The following is a 16,431-nucleotide window of genomic DNA, read 5'->3' as shown; positions in this document are numbered from 1 at the left end:
AGGACTTCAGTCCTCTTAAGTCAGGGTTAAGGACTAGAGCATTAGTGTCAAATTAAGCAATATATGTCAGAAAGGGCGAGATCCCTACGGGATAGCTACGCTTCACGCTAAGAGTCTGCAATCAGTGCCCTTTGAGATGGTGGAAATCGATCGGATTGTCGGTGGAAAAAGAGGTTGGGGTGACACGAGCGTTAAGCGAATATGTAGGAAAGGGCGATGCCAAAGGTCGGCTTCGCCAACGCACTAATTTACCTCATCCCAGTTTGCACAAGCATAAAATCGCATTGCAATGACTGTGCAGCCTCTCTTCATTTCTGTATTGGGTAAACCTCAAAAGCTAACTCATGACGAAAAAAGCAGACATTAAACTCCGCAAAAAAGTTGAGGTGTCCAAGGATTACCGGCGCATCTGTCGATCGACTCCAGGCAAATGCAAGTAAGATCGGCGAAAATTGAGCAACTGTACCCGAAAGAACCAATCCCCTGGCCTCGCTGCTAGCCAAATTCCCGCTCAACTGAATAGGAACGGTTTGCTGTTCCCATATTGCCCCTAGTTGTAGACCAATCTCATAGGGCAAGACGTTGACACTCGCACCCGTATCCAATAATGCCATCACTTCTACAGAGTTGCTGCCATTGGAGAGTGTGATGGGCAAATATGGCAGAATGCTCGAACGGCCAAGGCTATCAATTCGTTCTGTAAATGCAAATCTTTGACGATTAAGCATTGGCTGATTCCTGGGTGGCAACTAGAAGTTCTGATAATGCTTTAACTCCTGCACTATCTGCCTGTGGAGACCATACAACTGCGCTGGTTGATGCTAGTTGATTCAGGAGTACATTTTTTGAATTACTATCTTCATTAGGTTCTAAGCTGCATCCTTCTTCCTTGGCAACTGCAAGCAGGAGAAAGTGAATAAGTCGAAGTTTATCTTGATGGGATAGTTGGTTGACGGTAGGTAAAAGTTCGCTGAGAGGCATATCGTTTATTTAAGATTATATACATCTAGTTTAGCCTCTAAACTCGCGTTCTCAGAATAATCGCCCTTTTTTTGCTGAATCAGCGCCCTTTGAAATGGTGGAAATCGATCGGATTGTCGGTGGAAAAAGAGGTTGGGGTGACGCGAGGGTTAAGCGAATATGTCGGAAAGGGCGATGCTTTCTGCGGGCAACGCCAACGCATTAAGCCAATACTAAGATGCTTTCTACTTCGCTATTCCAAAATTGAATTATAATGTCAAAATTATCTCTTAATATTTGAACAATCTTGGAGGTTGGACTGTTACCAATCCGAAGGTAGATAAATTTTGGTGGATGACCGTACAGCAAACTCCGTTGATGAAAATCAGAATCCTTGGAAACAATTACGAAATTATTCGCACGAGCATATTCCCAAATAATTGAATCATCAGTATTGGTAAGTGCCAAGGTTTTGACATGAGCGGAATCGGGATACAGATCGATAATCCTGTGAATAATTCCGTCTGATAAGTTTTCGTCCAGTAGTAGTTTCAAATCGATGCCAAAAATAATTTTCTCTCACGGTCAGCAGCAAAGGCAAGGCAAGCTTTGATATCTTGGGAAGTGAGTTCCGAAAAATCTTCTAGAACTTCTGCCTCTGTCATACCACCAGCTAGATACTCTAGGATATCGTACACAGTAATTCGCATTCCCCGAATACACGGCTTGCCGCTGCGTTTTCCAGGTTCAATCGTGATAATTTGATTGTATTCCATAGGTTTTTGAGAATAATTGCTTAAATCTATCATAGATCGTATTTTTCCCAATCTCCACTATCATCGTCAATATCTTTTTATAGGGCGATCGAGCAATAAAAAAGGGATCTCGAATCAGCGCCCTTTGAAATGGTGGAAATCGATCGGATTGTCGGTGGAAAAAGAGGTTGGGGTGACGCGAGGGTTAAGCGAATATGTCGGAAAGGGCGATCGCCTACGCACTAAAGCGTCCAATCTTCGATTGACAATCCGGGAACTTGAGCAAAGTCTCGTTGGTTGCGGGTGACAACGGTAGCACCAACGGACAAGGCAATAGCTGCAATCCGCATATCTTTTTGCAGGCGATTTTTCCGCAGAGGCGGATGATCTTTTAACAGTTTCTTGAGACAACTATCAGCTTCTGCTGTAAAATCCAGTACCTCAATAGTTTGGAGATATTTTACAGTTGTCCAAAGTTTTGAATAGAGTGCAGGTAGGTTATGCAGCATCGACGGATCGTTAATCCTGCCAATCCAGCCATTAAAGAGTTCTTGAACCGTGACAATCGTGACAGAAACTTGATGCTTTGCGACGTTAGCGGTGACTTGGGGATGATTGTAAAGAATCAGCGAAACGCAATCGGTATCCAGAATATATCGACACACTTTAAGCCGCCTCTACAAGTAATAGGAAGGATCGACTTCCGAGTCATCATCTGAGGTTCGTTCGGCGCGAATTGATTCCATAATTGCCGCAAAATCGGAATCGTCTTTAAAGACACCTGCAAACTTCATCCAGGTTGGTTCTGAACCCTGAATTGGCACGTTCCAGGAAATCGCTTCTATATTTTTGAGCCGTTCTAAAAAGGTAGCTTGAATTTGGGCGATCGCCATTTCTCGTGTTTCTGCTTTCACTCGACAGTCTGGAAACTCTCTGACAGATGCCACAACTTGCCCGGATGTCAGTGCTTCTAGCAGGAGCGTCACTTTGAGGTTTGTGAATGGATCAGATGGCGGTAAGTCTATGTTTATCATGTTAATTTTTGAAAGACTAATCATGAGCTTTACGTTTATTGTAGCGCATAGGGCGAGATCCCTTTTTCGCTGTGGCGAGATCCCTACGGGATAGCTACGCTTCACGCTAAGAGTCTGCAATCAGTGCCCTTTGAGATGGTGGAAATCGATCGTCGGATTGTCGGTGGAAAAAGAGGTTGGGGTGACGCGAGGGTTAAGGGAATATGTCGGAAAGGGCGATCGCTCTGGTTTGAAAAAATAAGAAGGGCGCTGGCTCGCAGCCCCAGCGCACAACAACAATCAGGCTATCTGAAATTACCATCATCATATATTTTACACTTTCCTACTTCAATTTTTCCCATATCAACAATGCCTCCCAGCTCAATTGTCTTACCTCTACGCCGCACGGGAAATCCTCAGAGATTATGGATTAGCAGACATCGACAACTACTCAGCATTGATTCAGCGCTACCAAGGCAATCTCCTCTGGTTAAAAAGCGTCGCGACTCTGATTCAAGAGTTGGGCGGATGCGTCACAGAGTTATTACCAGATGATACCATATTGTTGCCCGAAGATTTGAAAGATGTTTTACAGCAGCAGTGCGATCGCCTATCCGAACTAGAAAAACAAGTCCTCTCCTGGTTGGCGAAAGCAAGCGATACAATAAACCTCACCCAATTGCTAGAAAATAGCCGAATTCCCCCATCAGATTTGGTAAATGCGCTGCAATCTTTATCCCGGCGTTGTTTGATTGAACAACAAGCAAATTTTTACACAATTTCACCTGTACTGAGGCAATATGCGATCGCCCAGAATCATCGCAGTAATATTTAACCGTCAAATTAACTTTGATGAATAGTCCCTATTTAGGTTATACTAAGGCAGGGCTACTGATTTTTATTCGGAGCATTGCGCCCATGGTCGTACAAGTTTCAGAACTAATAACAATTGTTAAAGAAGAACGCTTTACCTTGCCAGGTTATTATACTTGGGAGCAATTTGAGGCGCTACAAACCTTAATAGAAGATGCCCCAGGCTTGCGAATAACTTATTTAGATGGGTGTGTGCAGTTTATGACGCTAGGCGAAGACCACGAACAGATAAAAAGTGTTCTGGCTATATTTATAGGACTTTACTTTTTTGAGAAAGGGATTAATTTCATTCCTGTAGGGAGTGCAACTCGCAGAAACCAGGCAAAAGATGTATCATTTGAACCTGATGAGTCTTATTATATAGGTTCAAGGAAAGAGCATCCCGATTTAGCCGTGGAAGTGACGATTTCTAGCGGTAGCACAAATAAACTAACTAAATATCTGCGACTTCGCATCCCAGAAGTTTGGTTTTGGGCAAATAATCAGTTGGCTATCTATCGGCTGCGCGACGATGATTACGAGCAAGTTTTAAGAAGTGAGTTTTTGCCGGAGTTGGATTTAGAATTGCTGGTACGGTGCGTTTTGATGCCTTCAATAATTGAGGCAAGAACGGAGTTTCTCAACGGGATTCAGCCGCAGTAATTCGGTTAATTAATAGGATTTACGCAACGGGCACCATTACTGAGGCAATATGCCACCATAAGACTCGGCGGTTGAAACCGTGGCTACTGTAAAAACGATCGCGATTGGGAAGCACTCGTTAACCGAATTCACATTTCGATTACAGTAGCATAATCTTTGCAAGGTAAACTGGTTCGTGTTGTGCGTCCTTCACATTCTTTCCCAATCTCAAATCTCAAATGGTATTAATTGCCCGCTTACACAAGTTTCTGACGGCGACTGTGGATGAAAAATCCCGATCGCGCACAATATTCTGGTTGATGCTGAGCTTGACATTTGCCGCAGTTTATGGTGTTTTAGGAATTGCTCAAGCTTTCAGCGCCGAGTATATGGTGCAAGACGATGCGAGACAGCACGTTTTCTGGATGATGCGGTTTGTCGATCGACAATTGTTCCCCAACGATTTCATTGCTAACTATTTTCAATCTGTCGCCCCCGCAGGATACAGCGCCCTCTACAAATTAGCAGCAACAATCGGCATTCACCCGCTATTTTTTCACAAAATATTGCCGCTATTTCTCGGCTTAATCTCCACCTATTACTGTTTTGGGCTTTGCTTGGAAATGCTGCCAGTGCCGCTGACTGGATTTATCGCATCTTTGCTGTTAAATCAGCATATGTGGATGACGGATGATTTGGCTTCCACAACGCCCAGAGCTTTTATCTATCCGATATTTCTCGGTTTTTTATATTATTTGTCGCGGAGTTCGTTGCTGCCCTGTTTGGGGGCGATCGCCCTAATTGGATTATTCTACCCTCCCTACGCCTTGGTTGCTGCTGGCGTGTTAGTTTTGCGGCTGGTAGCCTGGAAAAACGGCCGTTTGCGCTTGTCGGGCGATCGCACAAATTACCTATTTTGCAGTACCGGTTTGGGACTAATCTTTCTAGTAATGCTGCCCTATGCCTTGGATAAATCGGAATTTGGCCCGACTTATACCGCAGCAGAAGCAAAGCAAATGGGCGTATTTGCAGCCGACGGCAGAAATGCTTTTTTTCGTCCAAATCCGGTAGATTATTGGCTGACTGGTAGGGGTAGCGGGATGTTTCCCAAGTCGCTGTTTACGCCTGTAACTCACTGTGTGGGGCTGTTTTTGCCGCTGCTGTTGCTGTGGAGGCGATCGGCTTTTCCGTTAGCGAGTCGGATTAATAGCAAAATTTGGCTGTTGCTTCAGCTATTTTTAGCATCCTTTGCGATGTTTTTGGTGGCTCACGCTACCATTTTTAAGCTTTATCAGCCTGGACGCTATACTGCGTATAGCTTGAGGTTTATTGTTGTGTTTATAAGTGCGATCGCCCTGACGTTAATTATCGATGGCGTCGGCAACTGGGCATCAACAACGGAAACAAAATTTAAGTTAAAAAATCTAGTTGCACTAATTACAATGGTGATAATTGCGATCGCAGTTGTGCTTTATCCATGCTTAGTGGAAAAATTTCCCACAGTCGGGTATGTAGAAGGTAAAATGCCCGCTTTGTACAAATTTTTTCAGCAACAACCTCAAGATATTGTGATTGCTTCGATCGCCCCAGAAGCCGATAATCTGCCAACGTTTAGCCAGCGTTCGGTTTTGGTGGGAAAGGAATATGCAGTGCCGTATCAGAAAGGCTACTACAGCCGATTTCAACAGCGAGTTAGCGATTTGATTCGCGCTCAATATACGGCTGATAAACCCGTATTGCTAAGCTTCATTAACAAGTATGGGATTGATTTTTGGATGCTCGATCGCAATGCCTTAACTCTTAAGTATGTAGAGGATTACGGCTGGATCGAAGACTTTGATTCTACACCGGAAGCTATACTTTCTCTCAAACAAGGGAAAGTTCCTATTTTAGCACAAACAATGACGAGTTGTGCGGTTTTTGAGAATCAACTTTTAGTAGTTTTGCAAACATCTTGCATTGCCAAATTAACCTCTTGAGTTGAAGCGGGCGGGCTCAGGGGCCTACCCCACAAGAAAACTAATTATTTGTGGAACAGGCCGGAAAGCCTGTTCTTGAGAACGGAGATGATATCAGTTATAATTCCCATAGGAGATAATGGTGTAGCTCAATGACACAAGTTCTCGATCGCGAAATTCTCGATGGGCGAGTGGTGCTCAACGGCACCTGGGAGCAATTCAAGTTAATCCAGAAGGGCTCCGAAGATTCCCCTGGGGTAAAATTGTCTTTTTTTGCAGGTGCGATCGAAATTATAATGCCGGGATTCCAACACGAAAATTTTTCGGAAATTATTGGTTACTTGGTGACAACTTTTTTGCTGGCGCAAGGCCTTAGGTTTTACCCTTCTGGTTCAATGACGCAGGAGAAAACGGGAGAAGTTTCAACCCAAGCCGACAAATCCTTTTGTTTGGGACAACCTAAGTTGATTCCCGATTTGTCGATCGAGGTAGTTTATACTAGCGGTGGATTGAGCAAGTTGCCAAAATATCGGGCTTTGGGTGTGCCAGAAATCTGGTTTTGGGAGGATGGTACTTTGCGGTTGTATCACCTCCGCGAAGATGGATATGAAGAAGTAATTCAGAGTGAATTGTCAGGATTGGAAACCCTGGATATTGATTTGCTAAAACGCTGCATTTTGATGGGCGAAACTGATTTGGCTGAAGCGGTAAAGGTTTTTGGGCAGGGAATCTCGACTCGATCCGAATGAAAAAGCCTAATACCCAGGTACTCGACTTCTTCAAGAAGTCGGGTACCTGCTATTTCGGGTAACGAGAAATCAAGTATTTTGTAGGGGCAATCCCCCAGGGGTTGTCATCCCCTATGGCTGTCTTCCCAATCAAAGCTAAATATATATCCGCAGTCAAATTCGTACAGAATGAAAATTGCCTAAAAGTCGATCGCAAATTATCCATACAGCAAAAACATGGCAACACTTTACGTTAACCCCCAAACAGGCAGCGATTCCGCAGCCGGCAGCCAATCAGCCCCATTCAAAACGATCGCCCGCGCAATCAGTCGCGCTGCATCGGGAACAGTTATTCAGCTAGCAGCGGGAACTTACAGCGCAGCTAGCGGCGAACAATTTCCCTTAGACATTCCCTCTGGAGTCAAAGTTATCGGTAATGAATCCAACAAAGGAAGCGGTACTCTAATTCAAGGAAGTGGCAAATTTGTCAGTCCCACCGCTGCGAGTCAAAATATCACTCTACTGCTAGCAACTGATGCGGAATTGCGGGGAGTAACTGTCACCAATCTAGATATTCGCGGTACCGGAGTCTGGATGGAGTCAACTTCTCCTACTGTGGCTAACTGCACTTTTACGCTTTGTAAGCGCGAAGGTGTTTTTGCCACAGGTACTGCTAATCCTGGGATTCTAGACAACATATTTCTGGAAAACTCAGCGGCTGGGGTAATTATGGCTGGAAGTGCTAAAGGTGTGCTGCGGCGCAATCTTTTTCAAAATACCGGTTTCGGCATTTCTCTACAAGCTCAATCGGCTCCTTTGATTGTTGACAACCAAATTGTCGCCAATCGCTCCGGTATCGTTTTAACGGGGAGCTCTAAGCCGGTTGTGCGGAAGAATCGCATTGAAAAAAATACCGAAGATGGTTTGACTGCGGTGGAAAAATCTCTGCCAGATCTTGGTACGGCTCAAGATTTAGGGGGAAATATTTTTGCCAACAATGGCGAATTTGATTTGCAAAATGCTACTGCGACTAAGATTTTTGCCCTGGGAAATCAGCTCAATCCTTCGCGGGTAAAAGGTTTATTTGAGTTGGGAAATGTGACTCCAACTCCGACACCTACTCCGACTCCGACTCCAACTCCGACTCCGACTCCGACACCTGGAGGTGTAAAGTTTAGCGATATCAGCACGCACTGGGCTAAGGATTTTATCGATCGCCTCGCTAAGATGAATATTGTTAACGGGTTTCCCGACGGCACTTTTAAACCTGACGAGAGTTTAACTAGGGCTCAGTATGCGGCGTTGTTGGCGAGGGCGTTTCAGTTGGCGCCGCGCCGTGAAGCAACGGTTTTTAAGGATGTGGCGGCGGATTTTTGGGCCCAAAGTGCGATCGTCAAAGCGAATCGAGGCGGGTTTTTGGTTGGATATCCCGACAGCACGTTTCGCCCGGAACAGAATTTGACTAAAGCTCAGGCGATCGTATCATTGGTAAACGGCTTGCAGTTGGCGGGCGGCAATCCTAATTCTTTGAGCGTTTATGCCGATCGGGCTTTAATTCCCAGTTTTTCCACCGACTCCATCGCCACCGCCACAGAGCGCAAAATCGTAGTCAACTATCCCGCCCGCGACAAGCTTTCCCCCGCCCGCGACATCACCCGCGCCGAGATATCCGCCCTCGTCTACCAAACTCTGGTAGCCACAAACCGCGCAGAGCCCATTAACTCTCCCTACATCGTCTAAAGGTACGTAGTTGCGCTTGGGCGCTCTCTTTGGTACGTAGTTGCGCTTCAGCGCTCTTTGGGGATATCGGAAAAAACGAAGATAGCAAAACAGCGAATAGTGAAGGAGAGAGCCAGGGCTCAGGCAACTACGTACCTAAAAAATAGCCCCTCTCCTCCGATCCCCATCGGACAATCTCCGCAAGTCTTGCTTTCCGAGCGTCCAAATCGTTTTATGATAAAAATATTAAGAAATTCAGCAATCTTTAAGGTTCCACTCTCAGATTATGGCTAAAATTCAATTCTCCCGGGGTATAGACGAAGATACTGTACCCGAAGTCCGCCTAACTCGTTCTAAAAGCGGAGCTCAAGGCACTGCCACATTTATCTTTGAAAATCCGAAATCTCTCAGCAACGATAGTACCCAAGACATTACTGGAATGTACATGATCGACGAAGAAGGCGAACTTCTGACTCGCGAAGTTAAGGCTAAGTTCATCAATGGTCAACCTGCGGGTTTAGAAGCTCTTTATCTGATGAAAAGTGCCGCTGACTGGGAACGCTTTATGCGTTTCATGGAACGCTACTCGGAAGCAAACGGCTTAGGATTTAGCAAGGCATAATAGATAGTTAATAATTGGTAGTTGGTAATTGGTAATTGGCCGATAGCCGATTGCTGGTTGCCGATTACTTACGACAAGAAACAATGACGCAAATTCCTCACCCCGATTTATCTAAAATAACCGTAAATTGCGCTATCATGACTGTTAGCGATACGCGCTCTGCTGACACAGACAATAGCGGTTTGTTAACGAAAAAATTGCTAAAAGATGCAGGTCACTCTGTGGTAGCTTACACTGTTGTTAAAGATGATGCTGCAAAAATTGTATTGCAAATGCAGGCGCTTGCCCAGCGCGAAGATGTGGATGCGATAGTTTTGAGTGGCGGGACGGGTATTTCTCCACGAGATACTACTTACGATGTGATGGAGAGTTTGCTCGACAGGATTTTACCTGGATTTGGCGAGATATTTCGGTTTTTGAGCTATCAAGAAATTGGTTCTAGGGCGATCGCATCTCGCGCTGTTGCAGGCGTGTATCAAGGCAAGTTAGTCTTTTCTCTTCCTGGATCGAGTAATGGCGTGAAACTAGCTGTGGAAAAGCTAATTTTACCAGAGTTAGTTCACTTGGTCAAGCAGTTGAGGGGTGGATGAGGGCGGAAGTTGCTTTTTTCACTGAGGGGAGAGATTGGCGGTCGATCGAGCTTTACAGTCGATCGACCGCTTTGTTGTAAGTTAAGAGCGATCGGCTACACTTCGATTTTATAATTGAGTTGATGTTCGTCACCCGGTAAGCCTCGAAAACCCCAATTGTGTTTCGGATTCTCAAAAATCGTGATTTCTAAATCCTGTGTGGAAATTCCAAACGGCTGTAATCGCTCAAACAATAAACGAATCAACTGCTTTTTCATTTCGACACTGCGTCCTTCAATCATGCTCACCTCAATAAGAGTGTAACGTTCTGTGCGCCCTGTAGGATAAAAAAAATCAGACGAGTCGAACAAAAAGAATCGATGTGAACGTTTATCCGGTGGATATTGGAGTGCATCTACGACACAGGAATTAATGACATCAGAGAGTTGGGGCTTAATAGGATGGAGATGCTCTCTCAAGCCGGATATTTTGACCTGTACCATAATTCTATGTATGACAACAACTCTCTATTAAAACCTAATTGCCGCGCTTGAATTTGTCAAGATCACATAAATTTAAGGGTGCCAATAAGTTGGTAGTGAGGACTTCAGTCCTCATAGTTTTATGTTTTCTGAGGACTGAAGTCCTCACTACCAACCTGGATCTGACATCATGCTATGAAAATCCCAGCAACCTTGTCTCCATTCATAGTCATACGTGCCACAAATTCATCTCCACCATCTGCAAAACTCAGCTTCCACAAATAAACCTGAAAACCATCTTGTGTCAACTCACCAAAATAACTAATTGAATATCCGTTTTGCAGGCGGGAACCGAGTTCATCGCTAACATTATCGAACATTTCTTGTGCAATTCCCGTTTTGTAGTCTGCATCGCCCACCGTGGTAAACAGCTCGTAATTTTTTGAGGCTGTGGCATCCAAAATAACCTGCAAACAATCAATGACCTTTTGAGGGGGGGCTGTCGGGTTCATGATGATATCCTTTTTTTAGGTTTCTCTCAACACGATCTAACTAAGACTGCTGTCTAAGTATTAATTCTACCACATTTGCGATCGCATCCAGTTTTAGAGCCTCATTGACCGCCAACATTTTTGACATTAAAATACAGTAGGGACACAGCACTGCCGTGTCCTACCCAAGCATCTCAAATACAGTCAACTAAAAACCGCTATATTGCTTGAGCAACAATAGTCCGATGTCTGAGAGTATTGCAAGTGATTGTCGGCACCGCAAAACCCGAATCAACCAAAGCCTGCTCAATATCCAACCCAAAATACTGATCCAAATAAGGCTCCGTACTCTTGAGCAAAGTCAAAATATAAGGAGGCATTTTGGCATAAACTTCCGACTGAGGATTCATATCCATAATTGTCAAATGTCCGCCAGAGCGCAGCAAACGCCTCGCTTCCCGAAATACTTCCTTACTTGCTTTTTGTGGCAGTTCGTGACAAACTAAACAAATAGAAACTAAATCAAAAGAAGCCGCAGGTAAACCAGTAGATTCAGCAGCAGCGTGCACCCAAATTGGAGATTTTTGATTAGAAAATTCCGCTTCTCGCTGTTGTGAACGGTATTGAGCAACCGACAAAAAATAAGGCGACAAATCCACCCCAGTCATCTTTGCTTCCGGGTAAACATCCCCAAGCGCAAACGTACTCATTCCCACACTGCATCCCAAATCGACAATATCTTGCGGTGTTTGGGAAATTTGAGCTTTGACGATTTCGTGATAGCTAGCGCGGAGTTTAGCATCGCCTTCTGCACCCGCTTCTGGCCAAATTCCCGCATGAACTGCACGGGCTGCAACTTCAACTTCTGTGGCAGCTTCCCAACTCATATTACCTTTTTCGTAAGCGTGGAATGAAGTTAGATAATATTTCGGGTAAACCAAATCGGGATTTTCTACGCTGAGCAATTCTGCATCCCAATTTCGGGACAAAAGTGTTTGCGCTTCTTCTCGCCAATGCACTCCGATTTTTTCGGCTCTGTTTATCATCATTTCCCGCGCTTGATGCTTGGCTAAATCGGCTAAAGGTTTGATGGAGAGTACGCCGTTTACTAAGCGCGATGCTAATCCTGGAGTTTTGTTAACTGCGACAGTCATATTTTATATTTTTCTGTTTTGCGCCACCCATTATAACACCTTTTGGTAATTTTTAGTGATGTTAGACAATGAAACTTTACAAGGTTCGTAGTGAGGACTTTAGTCCTTTCTTGGATGCGGACTAAAGTCCTCACTACGAACCAATCTTAATCTTCGGACATGATATTACCGGGAAATCTGGAATCGGATTTGCCGCAGTTGGAGTATTTGGAAGAACACTATCAAATATGGTTATTTAGGAGTTTGTTGTGAGCAAGTCAATTGTGGAATTGGTTGATAATTTGCCGGATTCTGGGATTACTGTGATGATGCTCAAATCCCTGGATTTTGTGGTTCCGGGAGAATGGAATAATTTATCTGGTTTTGATAATACTATTCGATCGCTCACAGGGGAAACCGATCGCGCTTTAGTGGAAAAAATTCGCGCCCGGGCGATCGAGCTTTACGCCAACTCCAACGAACCCTATCAAGGCGCAGTCAAGCTTTACCAGCTTGCAGACAGCGCTGACAGTGCCTTAGGAGCGACTGCTATGGCGAATAAAATCGGCGAAAAAATCGGCTTTCTGTCGTTTATGAGCCGCCTGACTCCCAAGGCTGACACCACTCAAACGATCGACTTATGCGTCAAAGTGGCGATCGAACTCATCGTCTTCTGCAAACTCAACAAAATTTCCCTTGACAACGTGGGAAGCTTTGCCAATTACTTATCAGAATACAAAAGCGAATCTCTAATGCGGATGGCTGCATTAGTATGCGCTGATGGCTTAATTCCCCTCGGCCCGGACTTTATCAAAGTAGCGCAAAATACCCTAAGCAGCTTAAATCCTGGAACCTTGCAGCAAAACTCAACCTTTCAAAACATCAGCAACCTAATTCCCGGCGCCAACAATGCCCAAAAATTCGGATTCGTGACAGCAACCTTCGCCTCAGCCCAAGGTTGGATGAACAATTTAGTGGTATCTCGCGGCTTAACTCCCGCCACAGTTTTAGGCAATCTCAAGCAATACGTCGATGTTACCGATGACAAATTGGATTATGTCGCCGCGTTTTTGGACATGACTACCAATTATTACGAGCATACCGGAATTCAGACGGTTGCTCGCCAATTGATCGATCGCGCTTACGCCGAAACATTATCCGCCCGGATTTCATTCAGTTGACAGTTGACAGTTGACAGTTGACAGTTGACAGCAACCTCTACCTGGAAGTCCGAGGATTGGAGCAATGAATCGTCTGATTTTAATTTCTCCCTAAAACGGAGACGCTTTCAATCAATTATTTCTGGTAATCTCGTGAGATTAATCAAATGCGAGGAGCTATTTCAGGCACCTCGCATCTTTCCAGGATTGCTTATTATCCGTCTTATAAAAATAGCTGGACAGGCAAGATGCCTATCTCACATTTTTGTTGTGGGATGGGCATCTTGCCCGTCCCCAAAATTAGAGCAACGCACTAGCCAATCAAATTAAAAATTCAAGCAAAAACAACAGTGCGATTGCCATAAACCAAAACACGATTTTGTAAATGATATCGAACCGCCCTTGCCAAAACAATCCGTTCTAAATCTTTACCTTTCCGAACCAAGTCCGACACTTCATCGCGGTGACTCACCCGCACAACATCTTGCTCAATAATCGGGCCAGCATCTAAATCGGGCGTCACATAATGGGCAGTGGCACCAATAATTTTCACTCCTCTTTCATAAGCCCTTTCGTAGGGATTTGCCCCCACAAACGCGGGTAAAAATGAATGGTGAATATTAATCACATTGGGGAATTTGCTCATAAAATCTTGACTCAAAATCTGCATATATTTTGCTAAGACTACTAAATCAATGTTATATTTTTTGAGAGTATCTAACTGTTGTGCTTCTTGAATAGCCTTGTTCTCTTTATTAATGGGAATATACTCAAAATCGATACCATATTGTTCGGCAATGGGCTTTAACTTTTCATGGTTACTGATAATCAGGGGGATTTTCCCAGGCATTTCTTTAGAGCGTTCTCGCCAAATCAAATCTAACAAGCAATGATCTTGGCGGCTTACCCAAAGCGCAATCCGTCGAACTTCCTCAGAGAAATGTAATTGCCAATTTGCTTGTAAATCCTTGGCAAGTTCACTAAAAGCATCTGTCATGTCTTCAATGCTTAAGTCAAAACCGTCTAATTGCCATTCGAGACGACTTAAAAATAATCCTGCGGTAAAATCAGTATGGTGATCCGCGTGGATAATATTGCCATTATGGGAAGCGATAAAATTAGCAAGTAAGGCGACAAGCCCTTTGCGATCGGGACAGGAAATCAAAAGAGTTGCAGTAGGGCTAGTCATGATCTAATGGCAAGGGTATTAATTTTTAATTGATTATATCAGGTCGGTCGTCCTATGGAGCATCTCAGTTTTACTTTTGTAGTGCTGTCGCGAGCTGGTGACAGCTTGCACTGTAAAAAATGATTTTTGTTAAAATGAGATGTTTCCGGTTTGATGTCTGATATTTAATTGCCAGTGAGCTCCAGGTAAGCATCGCGAATTAAATAATTTACACATATTTGTGGGATGGGCGTCCCGCCCGTCTAGAAAGGACGGGCGGGACGCCCATCTCACAAGAACAATAAAAACTGTAAGTTATTTAATTTTCATTCGTTAGTATCAACTTTCTACGCGACTGCGGCACTATCCGGCAGGGGTTTAAACCCCTGCTTCATACATAGCGAAAGTCGGTTTCAACGGACTGATTTTAAACATAAATTAAGGAGAGTAAGAGCGCAATTTCATAAAATAGTGGCTGTTAATTTGTGAGGTGTTTTAATACTACCAGTCCGTTAAAACGGACTTTAGCTAAAAGCCCCGTGGGTTTAAACCCCTGGCGGGCTTTCATAAGGACGAACTAACTGACTTTTAGGTAAATAGAAATATTCAAGTTTGCACCGAAAACTCCTCCGGTTCAATTCCCCAGTTTACCCAACGAATTGCTTCTTGTGCAGAGGTCACATTTGGAGGAACTCGCAGCGCATGAACAAACCCCGTACTCGGACAGGTCATTTTTAACAAAAAAACTGGTAATGGCATCCCATCGGCGTCGAAATCGTCCTCAAAATCCATTTTTAACAGGGTATATTCCTGCCAAGTGTCTAACTCTGTGGCTGCTAGTTCTTGACAAATACGATCGCACCCGATGCCCTGAATTAAGGCTCGCCGAACCTCTGCGTTGTGCTCCTTCAACAGCCATTTAGACTGCCACTCGCGGGGTTGCAGGCGGCCGTACCATTCGGGTAAAATCACGCCGTGATAGGCGTAAATCGCCAAACCGTCGGCAAATTGTACGGCGGGTGCTGCTTCCGGCGTGCAAGCGGTGGTTGCTATCTGCCGAAAGTGCGATCGGCTTTTCGCACACTACACAAACTTTGTCATAGGGAAAAATCCAGCCGCAAGTCTTGACAAGCGATTGAAAAATTGTCCAGATATTGCCGTAGGAGTGCGCGCAATTCAACACAGAAATGCAAAAATCTAACAAACTCCCGCCACTAGCCCACAATTCCGGTTGAATGCAATTATCTAGTTGTTTGTTGAGATGGGTGTAGTGCAAATACCGGGCCCGCTGTCCCCTTAAATCGATCGGCAATTTGCTCGCTATTTCCATCGCTAAATGATCGCGCAGGGGACTCCACAGTTGGCTTTGCAGTTGGGTGTAAAGTTCATTTTCGAGTTGATTTTGCAGTTGACGTTTTAGCTGGTTTTCTAGTTGTCCGCGCAGACAAGTCAGCAGTTGTTTTTCAAGTTCGCTGCGAAGTTTGCTCTCTAATTGGCTCCGCAGGTGACTCCTGGGCTTGTCTGCGTGGCTGGCGATGATGTTAGCGGCTTGGTAGGGACGATCGCAAAAAATGATTTCCGGTGCTGGTTTGCCGATCGCCCTGTAAGCTAATGTAATAGTTTCCGCAGCTTGAGAGCGATCGATCGGGCCAGTCGAAAGTGCGATCGCCTTCCACTTGTCGCGATAAACTCGAATCAGAGCCTCTTGTGCTGGCGTGAGTTTTTTAACCTTAGTCTGCGACATACCTCCAGCCTTGGGGTTCGTATTCGCGCTGAATCCGCACCATCCAATTACCTTCAGGAATTGCGATCGCTTTGTGCTCTTCGTGACTCAATAAAGCTGTCGGCGAAAGCACTCGCAAGTACAGGGTGCCGTCTTTTTCGTACAGTTCAGCTTGCCCCTCAATAATCTGGTGAGAATGTCCGGTGACTTCACCTTCGGCGAGGGTGAGGTGAGGTTTTTTGTCACCTTGGATTTGCGGTACGGGGGTGAGAATTACATCGCCTTGTCGGATGGGTTGCATAGGTTTTTTGTTAATTTTGTTTGCTGGTTTTGGTAAGTCGATCGGGCTTTTCTACCGTAATTATATACTACATTGGTAATACAGGAACGTCAATGGCGATCGATCGACCATATTCCATAACTGTTTGCTGTACTGACAGGGGTTAGGTTCGAGGG

21 protein-coding genes are annotated in these 16,431 nt (G+C 44.7%); 8 read left to right on the top strand and 13 right to left on the bottom strand.

Translation table 11 applies throughout. The features are described 5' to 3' along the window. Window positions 1–308: 308 nt before the first annotated feature. The 6 genes from JGK11_RS02715 to JGK11_RS02690 all read right to left on the bottom strand — a co-directional run bounded on the left by JGK11_RS02715 (window position 309) and on the right by JGK11_RS02690 (window position 2,749). A complete protein-coding gene (locus tag JGK11_RS02715; protein WP_293176223.1) occupies window positions 309–728 on the bottom strand; it encodes a hypothetical protein in 420 nt (139 codons plus the stop codon). Continuing rightward, window positions 721–981, bottom strand: coding sequence for a hypothetical protein (locus tag JGK11_RS02710; protein WP_293176221.1), 261 nt, complete (start codon window positions 979–981; stop codon window positions 721–723). Before JGK11_RS02710 ends, JGK11_RS02715 begins: the two co-directional genes overlap by 8 nt. 201 nt (window positions 982–1,182) lie before the next feature. Next, on the bottom strand, window positions 1,183–1,515 hold the full coding sequence (locus JGK11_RS02705) for a DUF5615 family PIN-like protein (RefSeq protein ID WP_293191128.1): 333 nt from the start codon (window positions 1,513–1,515) through the stop codon (window positions 1,183–1,185). Further along, on the bottom strand, window positions 1,512–1,736 hold the full coding sequence (locus JGK11_RS02700) for a DUF433 domain-containing protein (protein WP_293191190.1): 225 nt from the start codon (window positions 1,734–1,736) through the stop codon (window positions 1,512–1,514). Before JGK11_RS02700 ends, JGK11_RS02705 begins: the two co-directional genes overlap by 4 nt. Window positions 1,737–1,957: 221 nt before the next feature. After that, a complete protein-coding gene (locus JGK11_RS02695; RefSeq protein WP_293191132.1) occupies window positions 1,958–2,380 on the bottom strand; it encodes a type II toxin-antitoxin system VapC family toxin in 423 nt (140 codons plus the stop codon). A gap of 12 nt (window positions 2,381–2,392) precedes the next feature. Further along, window positions 2,393–2,749 carry a hypothetical protein gene (locus tag JGK11_RS02690; RefSeq protein WP_293176211.1) on the bottom strand — a complete coding sequence of 119 codons (357 nt, stop codon included), beginning with the start codon at window positions 2,747–2,749 and terminating at the stop codon, window positions 2,393–2,395. 364 nt (window positions 2,750–3,113) lie between these two features. Here JGK11_RS02690 and JGK11_RS02685 point away from each other — a divergent pair, with 364 nt between their 5' ends. The 7 genes from JGK11_RS02685 to JGK11_RS02655 all read left to right on the top strand — a co-directional run bounded on the left by JGK11_RS02685 (window position 3,114) and on the right by JGK11_RS02655 (window position 9,839). Continuing rightward, window positions 3,114–3,563 carry a hypothetical protein gene (locus JGK11_RS02685; RefSeq protein WP_293210464.1) on the top strand — a complete coding sequence of 150 codons (450 nt, stop codon included), beginning with the start codon at window positions 3,114–3,116 and terminating at the stop codon, window positions 3,561–3,563. Between the two features lie 83 nt (window positions 3,564–3,646). Continuing rightward, on the top strand, window positions 3,647–4,243 hold the full coding sequence (locus tag JGK11_RS02680) for a Uma2 family endonuclease (RefSeq protein ID WP_293191136.1): 597 nt from the start codon (window positions 3,647–3,649) through the stop codon (window positions 4,241–4,243). Between the two features lie 218 nt (window positions 4,244–4,461). Then, window positions 4,462–6,201: a hypothetical protein gene (locus JGK11_RS02675; RefSeq protein WP_293210461.1), complete on the top strand. Its 1,740-nt coding sequence runs from the start codon at window positions 4,462–4,464 to the stop codon at window positions 6,199–6,201. Window positions 6,202–6,332: 131 nt separating this feature from the next. Beyond that, window positions 6,333–6,929 carry a Uma2 family endonuclease gene (locus tag JGK11_RS02670; protein ID WP_293176203.1) on the top strand — a complete coding sequence of 199 codons (597 nt, stop codon included), beginning with the start codon at window positions 6,333–6,335 and terminating at the stop codon, window positions 6,927–6,929. Between the two features lie 216 nt (window positions 6,930–7,145). Next, on the top strand, window positions 7,146–8,648 hold the full coding sequence (locus JGK11_RS02665; protein ID WP_293210458.1) for a DUF1565 domain-containing protein: 1,503 nt from the start codon (window positions 7,146–7,148) through the stop codon (window positions 8,646–8,648). A gap of 265 nt (window positions 8,649–8,913) precedes the next feature. Continuing rightward, on the top strand, window positions 8,914–9,249 hold the full coding sequence (gene psb28 / locus JGK11_RS02660) for a photosystem II reaction center protein Psb28 (protein ID WP_293149588.1): 336 nt from the start codon (window positions 8,914–8,916) through the stop codon (window positions 9,247–9,249). An 83-nt stretch (window positions 9,250–9,332) separates the two neighbouring features. Further along, the gene (locus JGK11_RS02655) at window positions 9,333–9,839 is read left to right on the top strand and encodes a MogA/MoaB family molybdenum cofactor biosynthesis protein (RefSeq protein ID WP_293149586.1); all 507 of its coding nucleotides are present in this window, start codon (window positions 9,333–9,335) and stop codon (window positions 9,837–9,839) included. A 95-nt stretch (window positions 9,840–9,934) separates the two neighbouring features. Here the strand turns inward: JGK11_RS02655 and JGK11_RS02650 are convergent, their stop codons facing one another. The 3 genes from JGK11_RS02650 to JGK11_RS02640 all read right to left on the bottom strand — a co-directional run bounded on the left by JGK11_RS02650 (window position 9,935) and on the right by JGK11_RS02640 (window position 11,945). Beyond that, window positions 9,935–10,321: a tautomerase family protein gene (locus JGK11_RS02650; RefSeq protein ID WP_293210455.1), complete on the bottom strand. Its 387-nt coding sequence runs from the start codon at window positions 10,319–10,321 to the stop codon at window positions 9,935–9,937. 167 nt (window positions 10,322–10,488) lie between these two features. Next, window positions 10,489–10,812 (bottom strand): hypothetical protein, encoded by a 324-nt coding sequence (locus JGK11_RS02645; RefSeq protein ID WP_293191144.1) that lies wholly within the window; start codon window positions 10,810–10,812, stop codon window positions 10,489–10,491. Window positions 10,813–11,009: 197 nt separating this feature from the next. Next, window positions 11,010–11,945, bottom strand: coding sequence for a class I SAM-dependent methyltransferase (locus JGK11_RS02640; RefSeq protein WP_293210452.1), 936 nt, complete (start codon window positions 11,943–11,945; stop codon window positions 11,010–11,012). Window positions 11,946–12,193: 248 nt separating this feature from the next. Between JGK11_RS02640 and JGK11_RS02635 the strand changes: the two genes are divergently transcribed. Beyond that, window positions 12,194–13,105 carry a hypothetical protein gene (locus JGK11_RS02635; RefSeq protein WP_293176193.1) on the top strand — a complete coding sequence of 304 codons (912 nt, stop codon included), beginning with the start codon at window positions 12,194–12,196 and terminating at the stop codon, window positions 13,103–13,105. 313 nt (window positions 13,106–13,418) lie between these two features. On the opposite strand, the gene purU is transcribed toward JGK11_RS02635, so the two are convergent. The 4 genes from purU to JGK11_RS02620 form a co-directional block, all read right to left on the bottom strand. Then, a complete protein-coding gene (purU, locus tag JGK11_RS02630; protein WP_293176191.1) occupies window positions 13,419–14,273 on the bottom strand; it encodes a formyltetrahydrofolate deformylase in 855 nt (284 codons plus the stop codon). A gap of 585 nt (window positions 14,274–14,858) precedes the next feature. Next, window positions 14,859–15,224, bottom strand: a complete 366-nt coding sequence (locus JGK11_RS32800) for a DUF6745 domain-containing protein (protein WP_325315088.1) — start codon at window positions 15,222–15,224, stop codon at window positions 14,859–14,861. Further along, on the bottom strand, window positions 15,172–15,996 hold the full coding sequence (locus JGK11_RS02625; protein WP_366034381.1) for a DUF6745 domain-containing protein: 825 nt from the start codon (window positions 15,994–15,996) through the stop codon (window positions 15,172–15,174). Before JGK11_RS02625 ends, JGK11_RS32800 begins: the two co-directional genes overlap by 53 nt. Continuing rightward, window positions 15,983–16,276, bottom strand: coding sequence for a hypothetical protein (locus JGK11_RS02620; protein WP_293176189.1), 294 nt, complete (start codon window positions 16,274–16,276; stop codon window positions 15,983–15,985). The genes JGK11_RS02625 and JGK11_RS02620 overlap by 14 nt, the downstream gene beginning before the upstream one ends. Between the last annotated feature and the right edge of the window lie 155 nt (window positions 16,277–16,431).

Source organism: Microcoleus sp. PH2017_34_RAT_O_A, from assembly GCF_020737885.1.
Lineage (GTDB): Bacteria > Cyanobacteriota > Cyanobacteriia > Cyanobacteriales > Microcoleaceae > Microcoleus.
Note: the sequence above shows the minus strand (reverse complement) of the source record. Positions and strands in the feature narration are given on the sequence as shown.

What these genes read in the sequence shown, in the direction of transcription:
- JGK11_RS02715 (WP_293176223.1), bottom strand. Translation starts at nt 728, where the DNA reads ATGCTTAATCGTCAAAGATTTGCATTTACAGAACGAATTGATAGCCTT.
- JGK11_RS02710 (WP_293176221.1), bottom strand. Translation starts at nt 981, where the DNA reads ATGCCTCTCAGCGAACTTTTACCTACCGTCAACCAACTATCCCATCAA.
- JGK11_RS02700 (WP_293191190.1), bottom strand. Translation starts at nt 1,736, where the DNA reads ATGGAATACAATCAAATTATCACGATTGAACCTGGAAAACGCAGCGGC.
- JGK11_RS02690 (WP_293176211.1), bottom strand. Translation starts at nt 2,749, where the DNA reads ATGATAAACATAGACTTACCGCCATCTGATCCATTCACAAACCTCAAA.
- JGK11_RS02680 (WP_293191136.1), top strand. Translation starts at nt 3,647, where the DNA reads ATGGTCGTACAAGTTTCAGAACTAATAACAATTGTTAAAGAAGAACGC.
- JGK11_RS02675 (WP_293210461.1), top strand. Translation starts at nt 4,462, where the DNA reads ATGGTATTAATTGCCCGCTTACACAAGTTTCTGACGGCGACTGTGGAT.
- JGK11_RS02670 (WP_293176203.1), top strand. Translation starts at nt 6,333, where the DNA reads ATGACACAAGTTCTCGATCGCGAAATTCTCGATGGGCGAGTGGTGCTC.
- JGK11_RS02665 (WP_293210458.1), top strand. Translation starts at nt 7,146, where the DNA reads ATGGCAACACTTTACGTTAACCCCCAAACAGGCAGCGATTCCGCAGCC.
- psb28 (WP_293149588.1), top strand. Translation starts at nt 8,914, where the DNA reads ATGGCTAAAATTCAATTCTCCCGGGGTATAGACGAAGATACTGTACCC.
- JGK11_RS02655 (WP_293149586.1), top strand. Translation starts at nt 9,333, where the DNA reads ATGACGCAAATTCCTCACCCCGATTTATCTAAAATAACCGTAAATTGC.
- JGK11_RS02650 (WP_293210455.1), bottom strand. Translation starts at nt 10,321, where the DNA reads ATGGTACAGGTCAAAATATCCGGCTTGAGAGAGCATCTCCATCCTATT.
- JGK11_RS02645 (WP_293191144.1), bottom strand. Translation starts at nt 10,812, where the DNA reads ATGAACCCGACAGCCCCCCCTCAAAAGGTCATTGATTGTTTGCAGGTT.
- JGK11_RS02640 (WP_293210452.1), bottom strand. Translation starts at nt 11,945, where the DNA reads ATGACTGTCGCAGTTAACAAAACTCCAGGATTAGCATCGCGCTTAGTA.
- purU (WP_293176191.1), bottom strand. Translation starts at nt 14,273, where the DNA reads ATGACTAGCCCTACTGCAACTCTTTTGATTTCCTGTCCCGATCGCAAA.
- JGK11_RS02625 (WP_366034381.1), bottom strand. Translation starts at nt 15,996, where the DNA reads ATGTCGCAGACTAAGGTTAAAAAACTCACGCCAGCACAAGAGGCTCTG.
- JGK11_RS02620 (WP_293176189.1), bottom strand. Translation starts at nt 16,276, where the DNA reads ATGCAACCCATCCGACAAGGCGATGTAATTCTCACCCCCGTACCGCAA.